Origin of the sequence: Staphylococcus chromogenes (assembly GCF_029024625.1) — a bacterium.
In the GTDB taxonomy this organism is placed as follows: domain Bacteria; phylum Bacillota; class Bacilli; order Staphylococcales; family Staphylococcaceae; genus Staphylococcus; species Staphylococcus chromogenes.
On record NZ_CP118953.1, the window covers coordinates 1,789,414 to 1,810,136 of the forward strand.

Annotated in this window: 24 protein-coding genes; 9 read left to right on the forward strand and 15 right to left on the reverse strand. The window is 36.2% G+C overall.

All coding sequences use genetic code 11. The features are described from left to right. Positions 1-39 precede the first annotated feature (39 nt). The 7 genes from PYW36_RS08690 to PYW36_RS08720 are packed head-to-tail and all read left to right on the forward strand — an operon-like array spanning position 40 to position 5,809. On the forward strand, positions 40-2,457 hold the full coding sequence (locus PYW36_RS08690; RefSeq protein ID WP_103158904.1) for a Na+/H+ antiporter subunit A: 2,418 nt from the start codon (positions 40-42) through the stop codon (positions 2,455-2,457). Further along, the gene (locus tag PYW36_RS08695) at positions 2,420-2,866 is read left to right on the forward strand and encodes a Na(+)/H(+) antiporter subunit B (RefSeq protein WP_084275994.1); all 447 of its coding nucleotides are present in this window, start codon (positions 2,420-2,422) and stop codon (positions 2,864-2,866) included. Before PYW36_RS08690 ends, PYW36_RS08695 begins: the two co-directional genes overlap by 38 nt. Beyond that, positions 2,866-3,213, forward strand: a complete 348-nt coding sequence (gene mnhC1 / locus PYW36_RS08700) for a Na+/H+ antiporter Mnh1 subunit C (protein WP_037572280.1) — start codon at positions 2,866-2,868, stop codon at positions 3,211-3,213. Before PYW36_RS08695 ends, mnhC1 begins: the two co-directional genes overlap by 1 nt. Further along, a complete protein-coding gene (locus PYW36_RS08705; RefSeq protein ID WP_103158903.1) occupies positions 3,203-4,702 on the forward strand; it encodes a Na+/H+ antiporter subunit D in 1,500 nt (499 codons plus the stop codon). Before mnhC1 ends, PYW36_RS08705 begins: the two co-directional genes overlap by 11 nt. Continuing rightward, positions 4,703-5,185, forward strand: coding sequence for a Na+/H+ antiporter subunit E (locus PYW36_RS08710; protein WP_037572284.1), 483 nt, complete (start codon positions 4,703-4,705; stop codon positions 5,183-5,185). Beyond that, the gene (locus PYW36_RS08715) at positions 5,182-5,475 is read left to right on the forward strand and encodes a Na(+)/H(+) antiporter subunit F1 (protein WP_037572285.1); all 294 of its coding nucleotides are present in this window, start codon (positions 5,182-5,184) and stop codon (positions 5,473-5,475) included. The genes PYW36_RS08710 and PYW36_RS08715 overlap by 4 nt, the downstream gene beginning before the upstream one ends. Further along, on the forward strand, positions 5,453-5,809 hold the full coding sequence (locus PYW36_RS08720; protein WP_037572287.1) for a Na+/H+ antiporter subunit G1: 357 nt from the start codon (positions 5,453-5,455) through the stop codon (positions 5,807-5,809). Before PYW36_RS08715 ends, PYW36_RS08720 begins: the two co-directional genes overlap by 23 nt. Before the next feature lie 62 nt (positions 5,810-5,871). Here PYW36_RS08720 and PYW36_RS08725 read toward each other — a convergent pair whose 3' ends face one another. From PYW36_RS08725 to PYW36_RS08750, 6 genes are all read right to left on the reverse strand, one after another. Beyond that, positions 5,872-6,246 (reverse strand): PaaI family thioesterase, encoded by a 375-nt coding sequence (locus PYW36_RS08725; protein WP_103158902.1) that lies wholly within the window; start codon positions 6,244-6,246, stop codon positions 5,872-5,874. Between the two features lie 21 nt (positions 6,247-6,267). After that, positions 6,268-7,581 (reverse strand): Na+/H+ antiporter family protein, encoded by a 1,314-nt coding sequence (locus tag PYW36_RS08730; RefSeq protein WP_103158901.1) that lies wholly within the window; start codon positions 7,579-7,581, stop codon positions 6,268-6,270. A 135-nt stretch (positions 7,582-7,716) separates the two neighbouring features. Beyond that, positions 7,717-9,195: a M17 family metallopeptidase gene (locus tag PYW36_RS08735; RefSeq protein WP_103158900.1), complete on the reverse strand. Its 1,479-nt coding sequence runs from the start codon at positions 9,193-9,195 to the stop codon at positions 7,717-7,719. 81 nt (positions 9,196-9,276) lie between these two features. Beyond that, positions 9,277-10,479 carry an NAD(P)/FAD-dependent oxidoreductase gene (locus PYW36_RS08740; protein ID WP_037572298.1) on the reverse strand — a complete coding sequence of 401 codons (1,203 nt, stop codon included), beginning with the start codon at positions 10,477-10,479 and terminating at the stop codon, positions 9,277-9,279. A gap of 246 nt (positions 10,480-10,725) precedes the next feature. After that, complete coding sequence (locus PYW36_RS08745) at positions 10,726-11,085, reverse strand: HesB/IscA family protein (protein ID WP_103158899.1); 360 nt, start codon at positions 11,083-11,085, stop codon at positions 10,726-10,728. A 13-nt stretch (positions 11,086-11,098) separates the two neighbouring features. Then, a complete protein-coding gene (locus PYW36_RS08750) occupies positions 11,099-11,335 on the reverse strand; it encodes a YuzB family protein (RefSeq protein ID WP_103158898.1) in 237 nt (78 codons plus the stop codon). Positions 11,336-11,630: 295 nt separating this feature from the next. On the opposite strand from PYW36_RS08750, the gene PYW36_RS08755 reads away from it, so the two are divergent. After that, a complete protein-coding gene (locus tag PYW36_RS08755; RefSeq protein WP_037572307.1) occupies positions 11,631-12,695 on the forward strand; it encodes an NAD(P)/FAD-dependent oxidoreductase in 1,065 nt (354 codons plus the stop codon). A 341-nt stretch (positions 12,696-13,036) separates the two neighbouring features. Here PYW36_RS08755 and PYW36_RS08760 read toward each other — a convergent pair whose 3' ends face one another. Then, the gene (locus PYW36_RS08760; protein WP_037572310.1) at positions 13,037-13,357 is read right to left on the reverse strand and encodes a YuzD family protein; all 321 of its coding nucleotides are present in this window, start codon (positions 13,355-13,357) and stop codon (positions 13,037-13,039) included. Positions 13,358-13,461: 104 nt separating this feature from the next. Between PYW36_RS08760 and PYW36_RS08765 the strand changes: the two genes are divergently transcribed. Continuing rightward, positions 13,462-13,704, forward strand: a complete 243-nt coding sequence (locus tag PYW36_RS08765) for a NifU family protein (RefSeq protein WP_037572314.1) — start codon at positions 13,462-13,464, stop codon at positions 13,702-13,704. Positions 13,705-13,842: 138 nt separating this feature from the next. Here PYW36_RS08765 and dltD read toward each other — a convergent pair whose 3' ends face one another. The 8 genes from dltD to PYW36_RS08805 form a co-directional block, all read right to left on the reverse strand. Next, entirely contained in the window at positions 13,843-14,991 is a 1,149-nt protein-coding gene (gene dltD / locus PYW36_RS08770; RefSeq protein WP_037572317.1) for a D-alanyl-lipoteichoic acid biosynthesis protein DltD, read from the reverse strand. Next, positions 14,988-15,224: a D-alanine--poly(phosphoribitol) ligase subunit 2 gene (gene dltC / locus PYW36_RS08775; protein ID WP_103158897.1), complete on the reverse strand. Its 237-nt coding sequence runs from the start codon at positions 15,222-15,224 to the stop codon at positions 14,988-14,990. Before dltC ends, dltD begins: the two co-directional genes overlap by 4 nt. A 16-nt stretch (positions 15,225-15,240) precedes the next feature. Further along, on the reverse strand, positions 15,241-16,461 hold the full coding sequence (gene dltB / locus PYW36_RS08780) for a D-alanyl-lipoteichoic acid biosynthesis protein DltB (RefSeq protein ID WP_037572322.1): 1,221 nt from the start codon (positions 16,459-16,461) through the stop codon (positions 15,241-15,243). After that, complete coding sequence (gene dltA / locus PYW36_RS08785) at positions 16,458-17,912, reverse strand: D-alanine--poly(phosphoribitol) ligase subunit DltA (RefSeq protein WP_103158896.1); 1,455 nt, start codon at positions 17,910-17,912, stop codon at positions 16,458-16,460. The genes dltB and dltA overlap by 4 nt, the downstream gene beginning before the upstream one ends. 18 nt (positions 17,913-17,930) lie before the next feature. After that, positions 17,931-18,062, reverse strand: coding sequence for a teichoic acid D-Ala incorporation-associated protein DltX (locus PYW36_RS08790; protein WP_084275967.1), 132 nt, complete (start codon positions 18,060-18,062; stop codon positions 17,931-17,933). A gap of 447 nt (positions 18,063-18,509) precedes the next feature. Beyond that, positions 18,510-19,475, reverse strand: a complete 966-nt coding sequence (locus tag PYW36_RS08795) for a 2-hydroxyacid dehydrogenase (protein ID WP_037572337.1) — start codon at positions 19,473-19,475, stop codon at positions 18,510-18,512. After that, the gene (locus PYW36_RS08800; protein ID WP_037572340.1) at positions 19,468-20,265 is read right to left on the reverse strand and encodes a TIGR01457 family HAD-type hydrolase; all 798 of its coding nucleotides are present in this window, start codon (positions 20,263-20,265) and stop codon (positions 19,468-19,470) included. Before PYW36_RS08800 ends, PYW36_RS08795 begins: the two co-directional genes overlap by 8 nt. Beyond that, on the reverse strand, positions 20,262-20,699 hold the full coding sequence (locus PYW36_RS08805; RefSeq protein ID WP_037572343.1) for a DUF86 domain-containing protein: 438 nt from the start codon (positions 20,697-20,699) through the stop codon (positions 20,262-20,264). The genes PYW36_RS08800 and PYW36_RS08805 overlap by 4 nt, the downstream gene beginning before the upstream one ends. Positions 20,700-20,723 lie beyond the last annotated feature (24 nt).

Sequence of the window (20,723 nt, forward strand, 5' to 3'; positions counted from 1 at the left end):
ATAATAGAGGTAATGTAGTTTTATGAAGGAGGACAATTTATGAGTTGGTTACATATTGCGGTCATTTTGCCGTTGATATTCGCACTTCTCATACCTGTTTTGTATCGTTTTTATAAACGTGTACATTTGGGATGGTTTGTGTTACCTATTCCAGTTGTGTTGTTCGTATACTTTTTAACGTATCTTCAACCTACGATGTCCGGTCATTACGAATTAGCATCTGTAAAGTGGATGCCTCAAATCGGAATGAATTTTGACATATATGTAGATGGACTCGGCTTATTATTTAGCTTGTTAATCACTGGTATTGGGAGTCTAGTTGTACTATATTCTATTAGTTATTTAAGCCGTTCTGAACAACTTGGCAATTTTTATTGTTACTTGCTAATGTTTATGAGCGCCATGTTAGGCGTTGTACTTTCAGATAATTTGCTTACTCTGTATTTATTCTGGGAGTTAACTTCATTTTCAAGTTTCTTACTTATTTCATTTTGGCGTCATAAGGAGAAATCGCTCTATGGCGCAATGAAGTCTATGCTCATTACTGTATTCGGTGGTTTATCATTACTTGGAGGATTTATTTTACTTTATATTGCTTCAGGGACTTGGAGCATTCGAGAAATTCTCACGCAAGTCAGCGAGATACAAGATTCACCGTTTTTCATACTTGCTATGATATTCATCATCATTGGAGCAATGACAAAATCAGCGCAATTTCCATTTTACATTTGGTTACCGGATGCAATGGAAGCCCCAACTCCTGTCAGCGCCTATTTGCATTCGGCAACAATGGTTAAAGCAGGAATTTATCTTATCGCCCGTTTTACGCCTGTATTTGCAATTTCGCAAGGGTGGATTTGGACAGTCACGCTCTTTGGTTTAGTGACGCTCTTTTGGGGTTCTCTAAACGCAACCAAGCAACAAGATTTAAAAGGGATTCTCGCTTTTTCAACTGTGTCTCAACTTGGGATGATTATGTCAATGCTTGGAATCGGAGCTGTAAGCTATCATTACACTGGCGCTCAAAATCAATTTTATGTCGCCGCTTACAGTGCAGCCATTTTTCATTTAATCAACCATGCCACTTTTAAAGGCGCTTTATTTATGATTACGGGTGCCGTAGATCATGCCACAGGGACACGTGATATTAAAAAGCTCGGTGGTTTGATGACCATCATGCCAATATCATTTACTTTAGCGATCATCACTTCATTAAGTATGGCAGGCGTGCCCCCATTTAACGGGTTTTTATCGAAAGAACAATTTTTAGAAGCCATGATAGAAGTGACAAACGCACATCTCTTTAGCTTGAATACGATAGGTCTTTTATTACCTATTGTTGCGATAGTAGGGAGCATTTTTACATTCGTGTACTCATTTAAATTCATCTCTGAAATATTCTTAGGCAAACATCAACCTGAAGCTCTACCCCATAAGGCTCATGAAGCTTCATGGCTGATGAATATCTCACCTACGATTTTAGCAACTTTAGTCATTGCTATTGGATTATTTCCGAGCCTTGTTTCAGGGCCACTTGTTGAGCCAGCTGTAAAATCAATTGGTAACGTTAATAATGTAACGGCTGAATTCCATTTATGGCATGGATTTACCCCTGCATTTTTCGCAACGTTAGTAATTTACATTGTAGGAGCACTTTTACTCCTCACACACAAGAAATGGGTCGGTATTATCAAAGGTTTACCTCAATTCTTAACGTTAAACCATTGGTATGATCAAACAGGTCGTTATTCCCCATATTATGCGACACAATTAACACGCACTTATATGACAGGGTTTAGTCGAAACAACTTAGTGATTATATTTACAACTTTAATCATTATTACGGTGGTTACATTAATTTCTGTACCGTTTACTTTTGATTTCAAACACGTATCACCTGTTCGCCCATACGAATTTATTTCAGTCATTACAATTATTATTGCAGCCGTGATGATTATCTTTGCACGTTCACGTCTGTTCAGTATTATCATGCTCAGTGCAGTAGGATATTCTATGGCCATTTTCTTTATTTTCTTTAATGCGCCTGACCTTGCTTTAACACAATTCGTGGTTGAAACGATTTCAACTGCACTATTTTTACTTTGTTTCTATCATTTACCTAATATGAGCCGCTATAACGAAACGCCTAAATTTAAAATTGTTAATGCCATCATCTCAATCAGTGTAGGTTTGATTGTTACGATTCTCGGTTTAATTGCATATGGTAATCGTCATTTTGTTTCTATTAGTGAATTTTATAAAAAACATGTCTATGACCTTGCAGAAGGTAAAAATATGGTTAACGTGATTTTAGTTGACTTCCGTGGTACGGATACATTGTTTGAATCGGCAGTGCTTGGTATTGCGGGCATGTCGATCTACACGTTAATTAAACTACGTGCTAAGCACAAAAATGGTTATGAAAGGGTTGAGAAAATTGAACAGACAGAAAAATGATTTAATCTCTCAATATTCTGCACTCATCATCTTTTTCTTAATTATGATGTTCGGTTTCTCACTCTTTTTAGCCGGACACTATACTCCAGGGGGAGGATTTATTGGGGGCTTACTCGTTTCAAGTGCGCTCGTCATTATTGCAGTAGCGTTTGATGTTAAAACATTACGCAAAGTCTTTCCTTGGGATTTTAAAAAGTTAATCGCACTCGGTCTTGCTTTTTGTGTGTTTTCACCTATGCTGAGCTGGTTTTACGGTAAAAATTTCTTTACACATACGTCAGTCGATATTCCTTTACCGTTACTAGCACCCATGCACCTTCACACAGCCGTACTTTTCGACACGGGTGTCTTATTCGTTGTTATCGGTACTGTATTAACTATCATTTTAACGATTGGAGAGAATGAGTAATGGAGATTGTTTTAATTGTCATTTGTGGCTTGTTAACATCAATTGGCGTGTACCTTATTCTTTCTAAAAGTTTGATACGTATTATTATCGGTACCGCACTCTTGTCACATGCCGCCAATTTATTTTTACTTACAATGGGAGGATTAAAAACGGGCAACGTACCGATCTATGAAAAAGATGTATCGAACTATGTTGACCCTATCCCCCAAGCCTTAATCTTGACAGCTATCGTTATTTCCTTTGCTGTTACAGCCTTTTTCTTAGTATTGGCATTTAGAAGTTATAAAGAATTAGGCACAGACAACGTAGAACGTATGAAAGGAGTGCCACAGGAAGATGATGAATGAGAACTTGATAATTTTACTTGTGGCAGTCCCGGTGGTCACTACGATTCTTCTTATATTTAGCGGTCTACGTCCATTTATTAAACGCTATATTGCTTTAACTGGGACGTTGATTACTTTAGGCTTTGCCATTTGGAATTTATTGAACGTATGGTATGCGGGGCATCCCATTATCCTTGAATTAGGTTCTTGGAAAGCCCCTTATAGTATTGTGTTTGTTTTAGATTTATTTAGCGCATTACTTGTCACGGCGAGTACACTCATTACTGTTTTGATTATTTTGTTTTCTTATCAATCTATAGGGTTACATCGTGAAACTTATTATTACTATTTTACTGTCATGTTTATGTTAGCTGGGATTAATGGCGCATTCATTACAGGAGATATTTTTAACTTATTCGTCTTTTTTGAAGTTTTCTTAATGGCTTCTTATGGCTTGATGGTAATTGGGGGAACAAAGATTCAACTGCAAGAAAGTGTGAAATACTTACTTGTTAATGTTGTCTCTTCAGCCTTTTTCGTCATCGGTGTCGGTATTTTATATTCTGTTGTCGGCACTTTGAATATGGCTGACATCAGTGTGAAACTTGCCGAAGTAGGTAAATCACATCCTGGGTTAATCAGTATCGTATTCATTTTGTTCATCTTTGTGTTTGCAACAAAAGCAGGTGCTTTCCCGATGTACGTGTGGCTTCCTGGCGCTTATTACGCACCGCCTTTTGCGATTATCGCTTTCTTCGGTGCACTATTAACAAAAGTAGGCGTTTACGCTATTGCACGAACGATGAGCTTGTTTTTCCAAGATACTTTGTCCATTTCGCACTATACGATTTTGACACTTGCCCTACTGACGATTATTTTCGGCTCAGTCGGCGCTGTGGCATATAGAGATACAAAACGCATCATTTTATACAATATTATGATTGCCGTGGGTGTTATTCTCGTGGGAGTTGCCATGATGAGCGAATCAGGAATGATTGGCGCTATTTATTACACATTACATGATATGCTTGTCAAAGCCGCTTTATTCTTTTTGATTGGAATTATGTTTAAAATTACGAAATCAACTGATCTACGTAAATTTGGAGGATTAATCCATCATTATCCCGTGTTAGGATGGACCTTTTTCATCGCCGCTTTGAGTTTAGCCGGAATTCCACCTTTAAGTGGTTTTTACGGAAAACTCTATATCGTCCAAGCCACATTTGAAAAAGGATTTTACGTGAGTGGTATCATCGTCCTTATTTCTAGTCTCGTTGTACTGTATTCTGTGATGAATATTTTTCTACGTGGTTTCTTTGGTAAAAGCTATGGCTATATTTACAATCCACGATTACATCACCGCGGACTATTAGCGGTAGCTATACTTTCAGTCATCATTACGGTTGTATTTGGACTTTCTGCCGGACAATTATATCCTCTTGTCTCAGAAGCAGCGAAATCTTTCTATCAACCAGAGACTTATATTCATAGCGTATTAGGAGGCGTTTAAATGGCAGTTCAAATATTAATTAATATTATTCTCGCTGTCTTTTGGCTCTTTTTATCTGGAAGTTACACGATGAATTCGTTTGTACTTGGATTTTTATTCGCCTTATTACTTGTATTTTTAATGCGTCAGATTTTACCAGGGCGTTTTTATCTCATTACGCTCTATAAAATTGTTAAACTTGCGCTAATCTTTATCGTTGAACTTGTTAAAGCAAACTTCGACGTATTTAAAGTAATTATGCAACCCCATTCTAAAAATGAATCTGCATTTTTCGTCTATGAAACGGATTTAGAACATAAATGGCAAGTCGCCTTATTATCTAACTTAATTACATTAACTCCAGGTACGGTTGTTCTTGGCGTGAATGATGATATGAAACGTTTGTATATTCATTGTTTAGATTTCTCAACTAAAGAAGAAGAGGTCGCTTCCATTAAAAATTCTTTAGAAAAAGCGGTCAAGGAGGTCGGTGAATCCTCATGAATTATGACATTTTTATCATTATTGCATTAATTATCGTTGTTTTGTCGATTTTAGCGATGTTAGTTCGCGTCATATTAGGGCCCTCACTACCAGATCGTGTGGTTGCATTAGATGCCATTGGCATTCAACTCATGGCCATTGTTGGGCTATTCTCGATTATTTTAGGGACGCACTATATGATTGTAGCAATACTTTTAATAGGAATTCTTGCCTTTTTAGGCACAGCGGTATTTGCTAAATTTATGGATAAAGGTGAGGTGATTGAACATGACCGGAACGATCGTGATTAGTATTGGAATCATTCTTGTCATTATCGGTGCTTTATTCAGTGCTTTAGCTGCGATTGGGATTTTAAAACTAGATGATGTGTACTCTCGTGCGCACGCTGCGGGTAAAGCAGCCACACTTGGCGCGATGCTCTTATTGACTGGCGTGTTCATCTATTTTATAGGTAAAGAAGGTTATGTGAATTTTCAACTTTTAATTGGAATTCTCTTTGTCTTTATCACAGGACCTCTTTCAAGTCACCTTATCTTAAAATCAGCCTATAACCTAAAAACACCGGCTTCAAAACGTTTGAAGCTAGATGAGGTTAAAGATGATTTAAACGGAACTAAACTATAATAATTCAAAAAAGCTAAGTTGCTTATATCGTGAATTAAATGTTCACTTGCAACTTAGCTTTTTTATTTTAATTTTTTTATTGCGAGGGTCCCTCTCATTACAGAAATTAAGTTGTCGTGATGATCTGTAATTCTAATATCCCATACATGCGTTGTTCGACCTTGATGAATGATTTTTGCTTCAGCAATCACTGAACCCTCTTTTGCTGATTTAATATGATTGGCATTCATTTCTAAACCAACAGGTATCTCTTCTGAGGTATCTAAAAGGTTAGCAGACCCTAGTGAACAAGCGGTCTCACCTAAAGCCATTGTGGCGCCCCCATGGAGATAGCCAAAAGGTTGCTTCACTTTATCACTTACCGGCATTTCCATTTTCAGGTAGCCTTCTTGTTGCTCAAGCACTTTCATTTCTAATAATTCAACTAAATTGGTCATCGTTGCGCCTCCTCAAATTTATTATAATACAAGTGCTGCAACAGTACCCATGATGACGAGCGGAATATTATAGAATAAAAAGTTAGGAATACATGTATCTCGAATATGATCATGTTGGCCGTCGACATTCAAACCTGCGGTAGGACCTAGTGTAGAATCACTCGCTGGAGATCCAGAATCTCCGAGAGCACTCGCTGTCCCTATTAATGCAATTAAAGCCATTGTACTCATTCCAAGTGACTCACCAAACGGAATAAATAACGCTGCAATAATTGGAATTGTGGCAAACGAAGAGCCAATGCCTAAAGTAACAATCAATCCTATTAAATACATGAGCACAATACTGACAAACATATTTCCTCCAGAGAGTGTTGTCAGTCCACTGACAAGTTTCTCAATGTCCCCTGTTTTATTCATCACACCCGCAAATCCATTCGCAGTCAAAATTACGACGCCAATATAGGCCATAATTTTAATCCCATCGACAAACTGCGCATCCAAATTTTTCCACTGATACACACCAGAAATAAAAAATACCAGCACCCCAGCTAATGCACCGAAAATCATAGAATCTGTCACAGTTTGAACGATAAATGTCGCGAGTATTGCAACAATGACGACAAGAATAACGTACGGTTTTAAAGTCACTTCTCCTGCTTTATCTGTCACTTCTACCGTTTTATAATCACGGGGTTTACGATAGAAGTATAGTGCTAAAATTAATCCGATAATATAGCCACTCGCTGGAATTAACATCGCTTTCCAAATCATTCCAAATGCAATGGGATGATGCGCCTTTTCAAACCCTTTTTGGATAATTTCATGGAAAATGTGTCCAAATCCAAAAGGTAATAATACATATGGAAAACATAGACCAAACCCAATAATTACCCCAATTAATCGTCGATCCATTTTCAACTCATTAAATAAGCTGAGTAACGGTGGAATCACGATTGGAATAAATGCAATATGGACAGGAATCATATTTTGACTCATCACACTTAATGCTAATAAGCTGATGATGATAAAAACTTTAACTTTAATACGCGAAAACTTTGTATTTTCTTGACGTATCGCATCAATGATTCGATTCACTAAATAATCTGTAATACCGCTGTATGAAATAAGCGCAGCAAAACCACCCAATAGCGCATAGCTGAGTGCAACTTCTGCCCCATCAACGATATTTTCTGTAAACGTTGTAATGGTTTTATCTAAAGGTAATCCTGCAATAAGACCCCCCACGAGCGCACTAATAAACAAACTAATGACAACGTTTAAGCGACACAAACATAAAATAATCATAAGTAATACTGCAATTAAAACTGCATTCATTCCCGTAATCTCCTTTAGTTCATTATCGTGTTAAAGCGTTATGCAAATCATAACAGTTTCACAAATTGATGTCAATGCAATAAAATAAAAAAGCGCTACAGTACAGAATGATGTATCTGTAGCACTTTCTTAGTCTTACTGTTGCCCGTATTCCTCTTCTAAAAAATGAATAATGGTTGAAATCATAAATCCGGTTGGCCCTTTTGGTCCTTTAAATGTTGCTTTAGAGGTTGTTGCCGGTCCTGCAATATCAAAATGTAAGTGAGGAATTTGTCCGCTAAAGTGTGTAATAAATGCAGCCGCAAACAACGCTTTACCATCAGCATTTACGTGGTTAGTTAAATCTGCGACATCAGATTTTTTAATATTACGCCGTTCTGTTTCTGTAATAGGCAGTTCAAAAACGGGCTCATCTGCTCGAGTCGCTTGTTCTAATATTGCGTTGAGTGTCTTATGTGGTACGCCTTTGTTAAATACCGCGGCCTTGTCTTCCCCTAATGCAACAATTGCAGCTCCTGTTAATGTGGCAAAATCCATTATTAATTCTGGTTGATATTGCGCAGCATAGAATGAAGCATCTCCAAGCACTAATCGCCCTTCAGCATCGGTGTTTGGAACTTCAACAGATTCTCCACTCATCGCAATGAATACATCATCCGGTTTCATCGCATTACCTGCAATCATATTTTCAGCAGCAGCAATCACCGCCACCACGTTTACTTTTAATTGGAGTGATTGAATCGCCTCAACCATACCTACTACATTAGCCGCACCACACATATCATACTTCATTGTTGGCATTCCTGTTTTAGACTTGATGGAATAGCCCCCTGAGTCATACGTAATTCCTTTCCCTACCAAGGCAATACACTGATCAGGATTTTCAGGGTTCCCACGGTATTCCAGTGTGATTAAACGAGGTCCATGTACAGAACCTTTTCCGACTGCATGAATTAAGCCAAATCCTTCTTGTTGTATGTCATTTTCATCTTTAATTCCAACTTGTACTTCTGTTTTCTCAAAATACTCTTTTATTATTTCGGCAAAATACGTTGGAGTTAAAATATTCGGAGGCATATTTCCTAAATCCCGTGCAAAATTAATGGCTTTTCCTATGTGTTCACCTACCTGTACCGAAGCAATCTCTTGTTGTTCTCTTTCAGGTTGAAACGTAATTTGTAAATGATAAGGTGGCTTCTTATCTGACTTATACGAATCAAACGTGTACAGCGCTTGTTGGCGTTGTAATCCTAAAATTTGGAAGATTTTGTTTGACTCAACAGATTTTGCATAGAACGTTGGAGTGACAATAGAAATTTCCGATATCCCTTGTTTTTTTAAGTATTGAAAAACATTTCCCCATATTTCTAAATAGTTTGCTTCATTTAATGTTTTTAAATTGCCAAGACCAACTGTAATTACGCGTACTACTTCTTCATCCAACATCATCGCAGTGTCTCGGATTTCTCCTAATTTAGAACTGATAATTTGTCGTGTTTTTAATTCTGTGAGACCTTTAATGAGTGATTCATTTTGTTTTGCCTCATTTAAATATTGGTTTAAATGTTCAGGAATTCCTATGACTTGAATCATTTTAGTCTCTTGTGTCGTCATATAAACACTCCTTTTTAGATATAAAGAAAGGCTAGATGGCGCCTCTTTCTAGGGCGCTATCTAGCCTAAATATTTGTGGACTTAAAATTTACCTTTTTTGTAAGCTAAACCTAAGCCACCAATTTTAAAGATAGCACGTGTATCAATAACACGTTTAAGAAATGCTGCTTTTTTACCAGTGACTTCGCGACCATAAACAAGTCCTACACCCTCATATTTACCTAATGATGCCACTGTACCACGGTCAACATAATTGAAGTTTTCTGTTGGTTCACCTTTTAAAATGTGTTGAATATTTTTCGCTACGTGTTCACCTTGTTGCATTGCAATTTGTGCTGTCGTTGGTAATGGACGCTCTTCACCTTCTGGAATAAATGCTGAACAGTCACCGATAACGAAAATATCATCATAACCTTCAATTGTTAAATCTTGTTTCGTTACGATACGACCACGTTTTACACCTTCGAAAGATTTTTCCATTAATTGACTACCGCGAACACCTGCAGCCCATACAACTGTGTTAGCTTCTAGTGTTTGTTCCTGATCGTTAACTTTTACAACAAATCCTTTTTCATTTGCTGCAACGATAGGTGTGCCTACTTTAAATTCAACGCCACGACCTTCTAAGTAACTTACCGCATGATTCACTAGGTTGTCAGAGAACATTGGTAACATTTTTGGAGCTGCTTCAACACAAGTAATTTTAACTTTGCTTTGATCCACACCATATTTATTCGCAAGTTCAGGAATACGGTCTGTCAACTCACCTAAAAATTCAACACCCGTAAATCCTGCGCCACCTACTAAAATCGCTAAATCGTTGTCGTCTTTTGTTTTAGAAGCTGCATAGTTTGCAAATTTATCTTCAATATGACGTGCAATTTTACGAGCTGTATGCACGTTTTCAATTTGGAATGCATATTCTTTCATTCCGTTGATACCAAAAGTTTCTGATTCGAAACCTAAACCAACGACTAAAATATCAAAGTCGAAGATACCACGTGTTGTTTCCACTTTTTTAGCATTGCGATCAATTTTAGTGACTTCCGCACGTACAAATTCAACATTGTCTTTTAATACACTTTCAACTGGGTATAATAAGTCTTCGTAACTTATTGTCCCCGCTGATGCTTCATGTAACCAAGTTGCTTCGTAGTGATAGTCATTTTTATTTATTAATGTAATTTGTGCATCTTCTTCTGATAATTGCTTTTGAAGTTTAACTACAGTTTGTAAACCAGCGTAGCCTGCACCTAAAACAAGCACTTTTTTACGTTCTGCCATTTCAATTCACCTATTCCTTCATAAATATTGTAAATACTTTTAATACTGTATACCCTCATAACTTTTAATGTACACAAAATTGTAAAATACAGTCCATTAATAGTTTATATTTTTTTAACAACGAATTCAAGTTAATCATCTAAGTCAAATATGTACACGTAAAGAAGCCTACACTTTGCAGAAAGCGCTTTCATTAATTCCTGAATAAAAAGTGAAGCATCTCTCAATGTTTCACTTTTTATATTTTTAGCAATCTTCTGGAGTACCTGCGACTTTAGCCGTTCTAAATGAACTTCCACAGCCACATGAAGCAATTGCATTAGGGTTTTCGATTTGGAAGCCACCACCCATGAGAGATTGTTTATAATCAATAGTTGTTCCATTTAAAATTGGCACATCTTCTTTATCAACAAGCACCTTTAGCCCAAAATATTCTAGTATTTCGTCATTTTCTCCTGGTTCTTGTTCTGCAGTCATACCGTATGTGAGTCCTGTACAACCTCCACCATTGACTTTAACTTTTAAATATCCTTCAGGCATATCATTTTGTTTTAACATATCTTTAACTTCATAAGCCGCAGCTTCTGTAAGTATTACTGTTGGCATTTAAAATCCTCCCTTAAAAAATCCATGTTGTTTCTATATGAGCATAAATATTTTGAAGCAACTCATCGGCGGTATCGCCTTCTACTAAATCGCCATTCACAAGCGCATATAATCCAGACGAGCAAATTCCGCAATTTTGTAAGCAACCATAATCCAAAACATCGACATTGGGATCATTTTCTAATGTTTGATAAACCGCTTCCGAACCCCGTGCCATATTCGAGATACAAAATTCAACAATAGGATTCATATTTCACCCTCTCGCATAATTTTTAGTATTCTCATTATAACAAACTCTGACTTCACATTCTATGAGACGCGCTTATGACTCATATCACCTTTTATATTGATGACCCACAATTAAATGAATAAATTATGTCGAGATTTTGACGATTGTTTGTACGCACATACAAAAACGTTTATAATTAATATGGAATAATGATGTCTGAATCTCATTCTAATATAATCACCTTCTAGCATGTTTTGGGGTAAATACATGTTAGATGTCGCATGATATCAAATCAACATTAAAGGGGAATTTTACAATGAAGAATTTAGTATTATTAGGCGGCGGCTATGGTAATATGCGTATTTTATCACGGATTTTACCAGATGCATTACCTGAAGAGTATCAAATTACGCTTATAGATCGTATGCCCTATCATGGGTTAAAAACAGAATTTTATGCACTGGCTGCAGGTTCTAAATCAGACAAAGAGGTACGTGTTGGATTTCCAAAATCTGAACGTATGAACATCGTCTATGGAGAAATTACAGATATAGATTTAGAGCAACAGATTGTTTCTGTAGGGCAAACACGTGTAGATTATGATGAACTCATCATCGGGTTAGGTTGTGAAGACAAGTACCATAATGTCCCTGGCGCAAAAGAACATACATATAGTATCCAAACGTTACCTAATGCGCGTAAAACTTATCATGATATTTGCGATTTACCTTCAAAATCACAAGTCGGCATCGTGGGGGCAGGATTGAGTGGTATTGAACTTGCGAGTGCATTGCGTGAAAGTCGAAGTGATATTGAAATCTTTTTATATGATAGAGGCGACCGTATTTTAAATCAATTTCCTGAAAAGCTCAGTAACTACGTTAAAAAGTGGTTTGAACAACATGATGTTACAGTTGTCCCAAATTCTGATATCGTAAAAGTAGAACCTGGAATTTTATACAATAAAGAAACGAAAAATGAACATGACTTAATTGTTTGGACAGCGGGCATTCAACCTGTTGAGCTTGTTCGTAACTTACCCATAGATTTAAGTCGTAGTAACCGTGTGGTGTTAAATCAGTATCACCAAATCCCAACGTATCCTAATGTGTATGTCGTTGGAGATTGCGCGGATTTACCTCATGCACCGAGTGCTCAGCTTGCTGAAGAACAAGCAGATCAAATAGCGACGGTATTGAAAACACAATGGCAAGGCCAGCCTCTCCCTGAACATATGCCAGAAATTAAAATCCAAGGTTTCTTAGGTTCATTAGGTGAGAAAAAGGGATTTGCTTACTTGATGGATAAAACAGTGACTGGACGCCTTGCTTCCATTTTAAAATCAGGTGTGCTTTGGCTTTATAAATATCATAATGGATAAGCAAAACAACAAGGTAAATGATCGTTTACAACTTCAGTCGTTAACGATTGCCTTTAACTAGGACAAAGAGCCTAAAATTTAAAAGAGGTTGGGACATAATTAATTTCATGTATTTGATTGTTCCAAAAAACCTCGCTTTTCTAGGCGCCTCAGAAGTCTCGGCTTAGGAATCAATCAAATTTGCTATAATTATTCACCGCTCTAAAGTTATAAAATTTGCATTATCAACTCAATTTTTATGAACTAATTTGTATCAAAATAGCCATCAAAATTTATAGTCAGGTAAATTTTGATGGCTTTCTAATTATTGGTAACCTTTATGTCCCAATCCCCTTTTTTGATTATTGAGCGATATGCTCATCAATAAATCGTGTAATTGGTTTGAGTTGAACATATCCGTCTGTTACATATTCATCGTTCATTGTGACTAACGGATAGAATAATTCATCTTCATTGATTTGTTCAATGTACTGTTGATCATGATCTGATAAATTTTCTGTATCTTTTTCAATATCTATATACGTATATTCAAATTGAATATCTGGATATTTTCGTTCTAAAATTGATTGTAACCACTCATAGGTGTTACGTGAACTCGGTGCATTCACACAACTGGCACAAATGACATCCGCACCGTAGACAACAACACTCACCTTATTCATTCAAAATCCCTCCCATTTTCAAATATAGATTTTTACTACTGATTCTATTATAATAAAAAAATAAGAGTAATTAGAACCATTTAACTTGAAAGGAGGCATTTTACATGCCAACTGAAAATGCAACCATGTATGACCAAGTTGCTGAAGTCATCGAAAAACTACGTCCTTTCTTATTACGCGATGGCGGTGACTGCGAACTCGTTGATGTTGAAGATGGTATCGTCAAACTTCAATTGTTAGGAGCTTGTGGTACATGTCCTAGTAGTACTATCACATTAAAAGCTGGGATTGAACGTGCTTTAGTGGAAGAAGTTCCTGGCGTTATCGAAGTCGAACAAGTCTTTTAATATATTTCATACGTTAGAGAAGAAACGGCGCATTGTGCCATTTCTTCTCTATTTTTTGTTAACATAAAAGTGATTTTTTCAAAATAGAATTCAAAAACCAGTAACCCGCTTCGATGGCGATGTTACTGGTTTTTATTTTTAAGATTTAATATGTTTTTCAATTTGTTCCGTAAGTTCAACAAGTCCACGCCATCCAATATGAACGGCATCACTCATCACATAAGGTTTGTAGTCTTGGTTTGTCATATCATAAACATTGCCACCGCGCTCATTAATTGTTTTAACAATTTTTTGATTTACTTTTTGACGACGTTCATGATTCACTTTAATTGAGTCGTACCACTTACCATTTACAGGTAACACTACATATTGAACATCTGCATTTCCAGCTTTCATTAAATCAACTAATAATGCCAAGTCTTTGAACTCTGGAGAATTTGTACGGAATTCATATTGACGGTTAATAGGTCGTTTATTTTCTTTAATTAATTTCCAGTATGCGTCTTTTATACGGTAAGGATTCGTTGAACTATGGGCTTTACCATATTGTTCTGCTTCTTTATCCAATTGTTGATAAGATTTATGCGTTGGTTTTGACTTATCAACAAGTTTCGTTAATTTATCAGTTTCTGAAGGTATTTGAAGATAACTTTTAATGACTTCCATTTTCTCTAAATGATTCGCATAAAACGGATTGAGATAATGTCCTTTAACCTCACCTGTTTTTGATACTTCTTTTAAGAATGCGTCATTTTTGTTCGTTTTAAAATGGAGCAGACGTTGGGCTAAACGTTGCTTAAGATGATTCGGTATGTTTGGATTATCGAAATATCGATTAATTTGAACTTTAGATACACGCCCTAAATAGTTATTTTCTAAAATACCATTTCGCGTGAACCACTGTGGAGAAACAATAATGGTCATCTTCTTACCTTTAAGCTGATCATATTGCGCCCCTAATGCGATGGCTTGTAATAAATCCGTTTGACCACCCGTTCCAACATAAAAGAGATCAGGTTGCTTTCCTTTTAATAGAATTAAAGGTTGGTAAGGATCGTCTTTACGAAGTTCACTCGAACCATAAACAGGATAAAAGTTTTTATCCTTTAGCATTGCATTTTGAATGGCTGAGCCTTTAATGACAGTATCGCTATTCGCCACTTGTTGTTTTAATAATTTATCATGCGACCAATTCGGCTGTAGCCATGAAGCAGGTATCAATACAAAGGCACCAAACAAAAGTGCACTAACTAAAAAAGCAATAAGTGCAGGATATTTTAGTTTCATTGTAATTCAGATAATACTTCAACGATTTTATTTGGTGTTGCCCATGCTTCACGATCAAAATCCATAATTGACACTTCGATATCCAATTCGTTCTGAATCGCTAAAATCAGTTGAACGGTTTGCATAGAGTCTAAAATACCTTCATCAAATAAACGCACATCGGGTTGTTCTTTTACAACGCTATCTTCTGTTACTTCTTCTAAAATATTCAATACTTGTTCTCTAAATTCCATATCAATCACTCCTAAATTAAATCAGTTTTCCTGAGAATATTAATAGTCCAAATGCTATAAAGTGGAACGTAATAAGGATACCCATAACATTAAAAAATGGATGTTTCAGTTGACCAAAACGTTTTTTACGCCATTTTTCATAATAGGCATATCCGATAAATAATGCTGCATGGTATAAACCATAAATAATATAGAACCATTCAAGACCGTGCCAAATCCCCATAATTCCGAAATTGACTAAAAATGCTAAATTAGAGATATGAAATGTTGATTTCATATATTTCTTTTTCGTCATAAAGAAGACGATACGCATGTAGACGCAATCTCTGAACCAGAAAGATAATGACATGTGCCAACGGTTCCAGAAATCTTTAATGTTTTTAGCAAGGAACGGTTTATTAAAGTTCATTGGTGTTTGAATACCATAGATGTAACTGAATGCCACCGCAAATAAACTGTAACCTGCAAAATCAAAGAATAAATAGAAAGTATAACCATACATATAAATCCAATAATCAGTAAAGGACGTTAAATGGTTACCCATTGGTGTTGTCACATATTTTTGAATTAAAAATGCAACAATGTATTTGTATAAGAACCCAAGCATCACATAGTGTACAGCTTTTTCTAGGAGTAATCGGTATTGCGCTGGGTCTGGAATTTTCTTTTCATCTTTTATAAATCGTCTAAATCGATCGATAGGTCCAGATGAAATTGTTGGGAAAAATGTCATAAAAGCTAATAATTTTTTGAGTGGTATTTCTTTAATAGAATGATCTCGAATCTCCATAATTAATTGGATACTCTTAAACGCAATGTATGAAATACCTAAAAACCCAAACAATCCTAAAAGTTTCGAACTATACATATGTACTTGTCCAGTACCTAGCCAAGAACTTTGTAACACTTTAACCGCAATTAAAGGAAGCAAAGATAAGAATAGGACCGTGATGTACAATGCCGTTGAATTTTTTTCTTTATTTTTATTTAGCTTTTCATATCCTTTTATCACCACGACTTGCCAAATGATATAAAGGAAAAATGTTATTGTATGATAACTTAAATATTGATTGCCAAAAAAGTTGTGCTTGTGATCAGCAAAGATAATCACTAGCATCACAAGAGTACTTAGGGCATTATAAATTTTTGAGCGTTTACCAAATAGCCCTAATATAATAATTGGCAATAATATAATTAAAGCAATTAAGAAAAAATGAAAAGAAGCATATGGTGTCATGATTGATATACCTCGTTAATCATTTTTCTGTCTATTTTACCATTATTATTTAATGGCATTTGATCCACACATACCCATTGTTGTGGAATCATGTAATCTGGTAATTCTTTTTTAATGCGTTCTTTAATTGCTTTTATAGCCTTTTTTTCATCTAAATCTTGTGAAGATAAACGAATGACGCCTTTCAACAATTTAACCTTATTATTTTTGCGAACAGGCACGACCATCGCACTGTTAATTTCGTCAAGTCGATTTAATTTTGCTTCGATTTCTTCAAGTTCCATACGGTAGCCGTTATATTTAATTTGGTTGTCAATACGTCCTTGGATGAACCATTGATCATTTTCAAATTTTGCACTATCCCCAGTTAAATAACCTCTCGTGCCATCTGTTTCAATAAACACACGGGCACTACGTTCTGGATCTTTCACATAACCTGCACTCACACAAGAACCCTCGATGACAAGCTCATTTTCCTCAGTAAGACGTAACTGAACACCTGGTCTCGGTGCGCCAATAGGGACAATGTCAAACTGATTCAACAATGCTTCAGTTACTAAAATACTTGTAATGGCCACTGTTGCTTCTGTTGGACCATACGTATTATAGATATCTGCTTGTGGAAATTGTTGCACCAAACGTTGTGCGGATTTGTGGCCAAACACTTCTCCACAGAATAAAAATGTCGATAAGTTCGGCATTTGCCCTTCGTTAAATGAAGGTAAGAGTAAGCACATTTCCATAAATGAAGGGGTAGATACCCACACATCTATGCGTTGTGAAATAAATAGCTCATGTAATGCTTTCGGGTTCATAATCATGTCTTTAGAAATAAACTGTATTGTCCCGCCTGAAATCAACGCAGGATAAACTGACATAACAGACAAATCAAACGAAAGTGGGGCTTGGTTCAACCAGACTTGGCCTTCTTTATTATGATTTAAATCATCTACCCAGTTCGCAAAATCCACAAGACTGTCGTAATAGATTTGTACACCTTTAGGTTCACCAGTAGAACCTGATGTAAAAATCGTATAGGCAATCGTATCAGGTTGAATATTGGAAATGTGATCATCTTCACCTATTAAGTCAAGTTCATGCACATCTACAACGTCGACACCTTCAATGGTGATTGTATCTGTCATCGTGTTCAAAAATAAACTCGGTTCAATTTTCTTAACTATAGATTCAATACGATTAGCTGGAATCGAATAATCTATGGGTACATAGCCACATCCTGCTTTCAATGCTGCAATCATTCCAACTATCATATAAGGAGACATATGTCCATACACAACAATAGGCTGTGTCTCGTTCTTCAAACGAAGTGCAAGTTGATTTGAATAAGTTTCTAATTCTGAATACGTGAGTGTATTCTCTTGATGTTGTACAGCATTTTTATTTGGAGTGGCTTTACTAAAATGGCGAATTGCTTCTAAAATATCTCTCATCGTCATCACTCCTAAATATTAAAATTCATTATAGACAAATGTACTTTGTGCACCGCTATCCCCGTACAACAAATACAAAGCCATCATTATTGCAAAATACAAAACCATTAATAAAAATGACTTTAGATACACATGATCTGCCAATTTCATAGTACGTCACTTCTCTTTTCTAAAATTGTCGTGCATAGAATTGTTAAACTCAGAAGTGAGCCAATATGTCCTTCGTTCCTCCTGGCTTTCCTTGATGTTTAACCCCAATTAAAACATACTTCACATTTCTCATTCATCTGTTTCATTCATTTACACAAGTAATATTATAATACTATTCAGTCATTATATCTCTCTTTTTTAATAATTTAAGTAAAATTTAAACTTAATACGACTAAGGTCGTAGACAGTCTTATATCCTAGTCTATGCCTCATGTTTATCCTCTATCTCATATGTAAATAGCAGGTGAAAGAAAGGTAAACACCGAATCAATTCAGTTTTTAGCACTCAAAAAAACAAACATACAAATATTGTATGTTTGTTTAATCAATACTATATTATATAAAATACATATAAAAAAACTATTAATGATAAAATTCTATATCGTGCTAATGCCCTTTGACTTGATTGCGTGCTGTTTTGCTATGAAAGACATCTTCAATATTTAAGACACACGTTTGAATCATTTGATCTCGCGTTAAAATAGAAGCACTACCGATATGAGGTGTGACAATCACATTTGGATATTTTAATAATGGGTGGTCTGTACGTATAGGTTCATCGCGTACGACATCTAAACCAGCACCTGCAATCTCTTTATTTTCAATGGCTTCTATAAGGTCTTCTTCTACCACTAAGTCCCCACGTCCGATATTAATAAAAATTGCATCATTTCTCATATTTTTGAATACGTCACGATTAAAGGTGTTTTGTGTCTCAGGCGTTGAAGGGGCGGTGGAAATGATAAAATCACTCTCTTTAATCAATGTTTCAAATGAGGTATAAAATGCACCCAATTCGCTTTCTGCTTTAAGGTTTTTTGATCGATTATGATATAAAATATCCGCATTAAATCCTTTCAGTCTGCGTGCAAAGGCCCTACCTATTTCACCCATTCCAAATATTCCTACTTTTGAACGGTAGATATCTTTACCTGCTAATAAGTATGGTCCCCAACTCTCCCATTTGCCATCTTGCACATATTTTTCCGCTTCTACAATTCGGCGCGATGTCGCAAGCATTAAAGCAAAACCTAACTCTGCCGTTGTTTCTGTGAGGACGTGAGGTGTGTTTGTCACCACAACACCATGACGTTCCGCTGCTGCCAAATCGATATTATCGTAACCTACCGCCATGTTGGCTACAACTTTTAAATGAGGTGCTGCTTGGAAAAGTTTTTCATCAATCTGTTCACTTAATGTGACAAGTAACGCTGTTTTATCTTTGGCTGACTGTATAAATTGGTCTCTTGGCATAGGTGTGAGGTGATGGTCCCACATCTCAACTTCTGATTGTCGTTCTAAGCGCGTCTTAAATTTCTCTGGAATTTGTCGCGTCACAAGTATTTTATTCATGTGTATCACTCGCCTTTTCAAGTTTCTGTTTTAATACTGCTAAATCTCGAACACTATAAGTTGGAGGTGTCGGTTTCGATAAGGCCTCTGATTCAGACGTAACGCCTGTTTGAACATGTATCGTGTCAATGCCGATATTAATTCCGGACAATATATCCGTATCATATAAATCGCCAATCATCGCAACATCTTTCGGGGAGACTTGTAATAAATCAAGCGCTTTATGCATAATTGGCGTCTCGGGTTTTCCGATAAATTTAGGTTCTGTTTTTGAAGAAACCGTCACCACGCTTGTTAATGAACCATTTCCAGGCAAAAAACCTTGCTCTTTAGGAATAGAGGGATCTTTGTTCGTTGAAATAAACGTGGCACCATTTTGAACGGCCAATGTTGCGGTCGTAAGCTTATCATAAGTAATATTTTCATCTAACCCCATCACAACATAATCCACATCTATATCTGATTTAAGTACTAGACCTGCTTCTTTCAAAGCACTTTCTAATCCAGAACCTCCTACCATATATACTGAAGCTTGTGGGTGTTCAGAAGCGATGTAATCCGCTGTAGCCATCGCTGACGTCACGACCTCTTGCGGTTTTGCTTCTATATTCATTTGCGTGAGCTTTTGAACCACATCTTCAGGTGATTTAGTAGAGTTATTCGTCACGTATAAATGAGGAATTTCTTGAACATTCAAATAGTCTATAAATTCACGTGCCCCTGGAATCACATCATTGCCCTTATATAACGTTCCGTCTAAATCAATGAGAAAAGCTTTGTATGTTTTCATTCTGCGTTCTCTCCTTTACCAAAAGCAGTGACAGGTACATTTTCATTTTCTAAAAAATAAACCACTTCCTCTATAAATTGACGATAGTAAGGCAAGGCCTCGTCGAAAAGTGGCTGTACCTCAGCCATATTTAATTCATCATATAAATGTACAAATTGTTTACGTACTTCAATCGTTTTATGTAAATGGAGCTTTGTTTCTTTAGAGATGGCACCTTCTAATTCTAAAATGTCAATCACATCTTTATAGTTACCTGGATCTCTTAAAATAAATGCATCAATAATCATATTGCCTATATCCACAGAAGATTCAATCAACATTTGAGCCACGCGTTCAAATGCATAATGATTGTTTTTAACAGATTCATAGTCTTCTGTGAGTTGTTTTAAATAAGTCAGTTTACGAGATAATTTTTCCTTATTTACAAAATACATTTTCGTCACCTCTATTATCTTAAT

Bases quoted from the DNA above. Each gene is read 5' to 3' on its own strand.
- PYW36_RS08755 (WP_037572307.1), top strand. From the start codon at position 11,631: ATGAAGAATTTAGTATTATTAGGCGGCGGCTATGGTAATATGCGTATT.
- PYW36_RS08735 (WP_103158900.1), bottom strand. From the start codon at position 9,195: ATGACGACACAAGAGACTAAAATGATTCAAGTCATAGGAATTCCTGAA.
- dltB (WP_037572322.1), bottom strand. From the start codon at position 16,461: ATGACACCATATGCTTCTTTTCATTTTTTCTTAATTGCTTTAATTATA.
- PYW36_RS08790 (WP_084275967.1), bottom strand. From the start codon at position 18,062: ATGAAATTGGCAGATCATGTGTATCTAAAGTCATTTTTATTAATGGTT.
- PYW36_RS08765 (WP_037572314.1), top strand. From the start codon at position 13,462: ATGCCAACTGAAAATGCAACCATGTATGACCAAGTTGCTGAAGTCATC.
- PYW36_RS08710 (WP_037572284.1), top strand. From the start codon at position 4,703: ATGGCAGTTCAAATATTAATTAATATTATTCTCGCTGTCTTTTGGCTC.
- dltA (WP_103158896.1), bottom strand. From the start codon at position 17,912: ATGAGAGATATTTTAGAAGCAATTCGCCATTTTAGTAAAGCCACTCCA.
- PYW36_RS08730 (WP_103158901.1), bottom strand. From the start codon at position 7,581: ATGAATGCAGTTTTAATTGCAGTATTACTTATGATTATTTTATGTTTG.
- PYW36_RS08750 (WP_103158898.1), bottom strand. From the start codon at position 11,335: ATGAATCCTATTGTTGAATTTTGTATCTCGAATATGGCACGGGGTTCG.
- mnhC1 (WP_037572280.1), top strand. From the start codon at position 2,866: ATGGAGATTGTTTTAATTGTCATTTGTGGCTTGTTAACATCAATTGGC.
- PYW36_RS08760 (WP_037572310.1), bottom strand. From the start codon at position 13,357: ATGAATAAGGTGAGTGTTGTTGTCTACGGTGCGGATGTCATTTGTGCC.
- PYW36_RS08740 (WP_037572298.1), bottom strand. From the start codon at position 10,479: ATGGCAGAACGTAAAAAAGTGCTTGTTTTAGGTGCAGGCTACGCTGGT.
- PYW36_RS08725 (WP_103158902.1), bottom strand. From the start codon at position 6,246: ATGACCAATTTAGTTGAATTATTAGAAATGAAAGTGCTTGAGCAACAA.
- dltD (WP_037572317.1), bottom strand. From the start codon at position 14,991: ATGAAACTAAAATATCCTGCACTTATTGCTTTTTTAGTTAGTGCACTT.
- PYW36_RS08695 (WP_084275994.1), top strand. From the start codon at position 2,420: ATGAAAGGGTTGAGAAAATTGAACAGACAGAAAAATGATTTAATCTCT.
- PYW36_RS08720 (WP_037572287.1), top strand. From the start codon at position 5,453: ATGACCGGAACGATCGTGATTAGTATTGGAATCATTCTTGTCATTATC.
- PYW36_RS08690 (WP_103158904.1), top strand. From the start codon at position 40: ATGAGTTGGTTACATATTGCGGTCATTTTGCCGTTGATATTCGCACTT.
- PYW36_RS08805 (WP_037572343.1), bottom strand. From the start codon at position 20,699: ATGTATTTTGTAAATAAGGAAAAATTATCTCGTAAACTGACTTATTTA.
- PYW36_RS08715 (WP_037572285.1), top strand. From the start codon at position 5,182: ATGAATTATGACATTTTTATCATTATTGCATTAATTATCGTTGTTTTG.
- PYW36_RS08800 (WP_037572340.1), bottom strand. From the start codon at position 20,265: ATGAAAACATACAAAGCTTTTCTCATTGATTTAGACGGAACGTTATAT.
- PYW36_RS08745 (WP_103158899.1), bottom strand. From the start codon at position 11,085: ATGCCAACAGTAATACTTACAGAAGCTGCGGCTTATGAAGTTAAAGAT.
- dltC (WP_103158897.1), bottom strand. From the start codon at position 15,224: ATGGAATTTAGAGAACAAGTATTGAATATTTTAGAAGAAGTAACAGAA.
- PYW36_RS08705 (WP_103158903.1), top strand. From the start codon at position 3,203: ATGATGAATGAGAACTTGATAATTTTACTTGTGGCAGTCCCGGTGGTC.
- PYW36_RS08795 (WP_037572337.1), bottom strand. From the start codon at position 19,475: ATGAATAAAATACTTGTGACGCGACAAATTCCAGAGAAATTTAAGACG.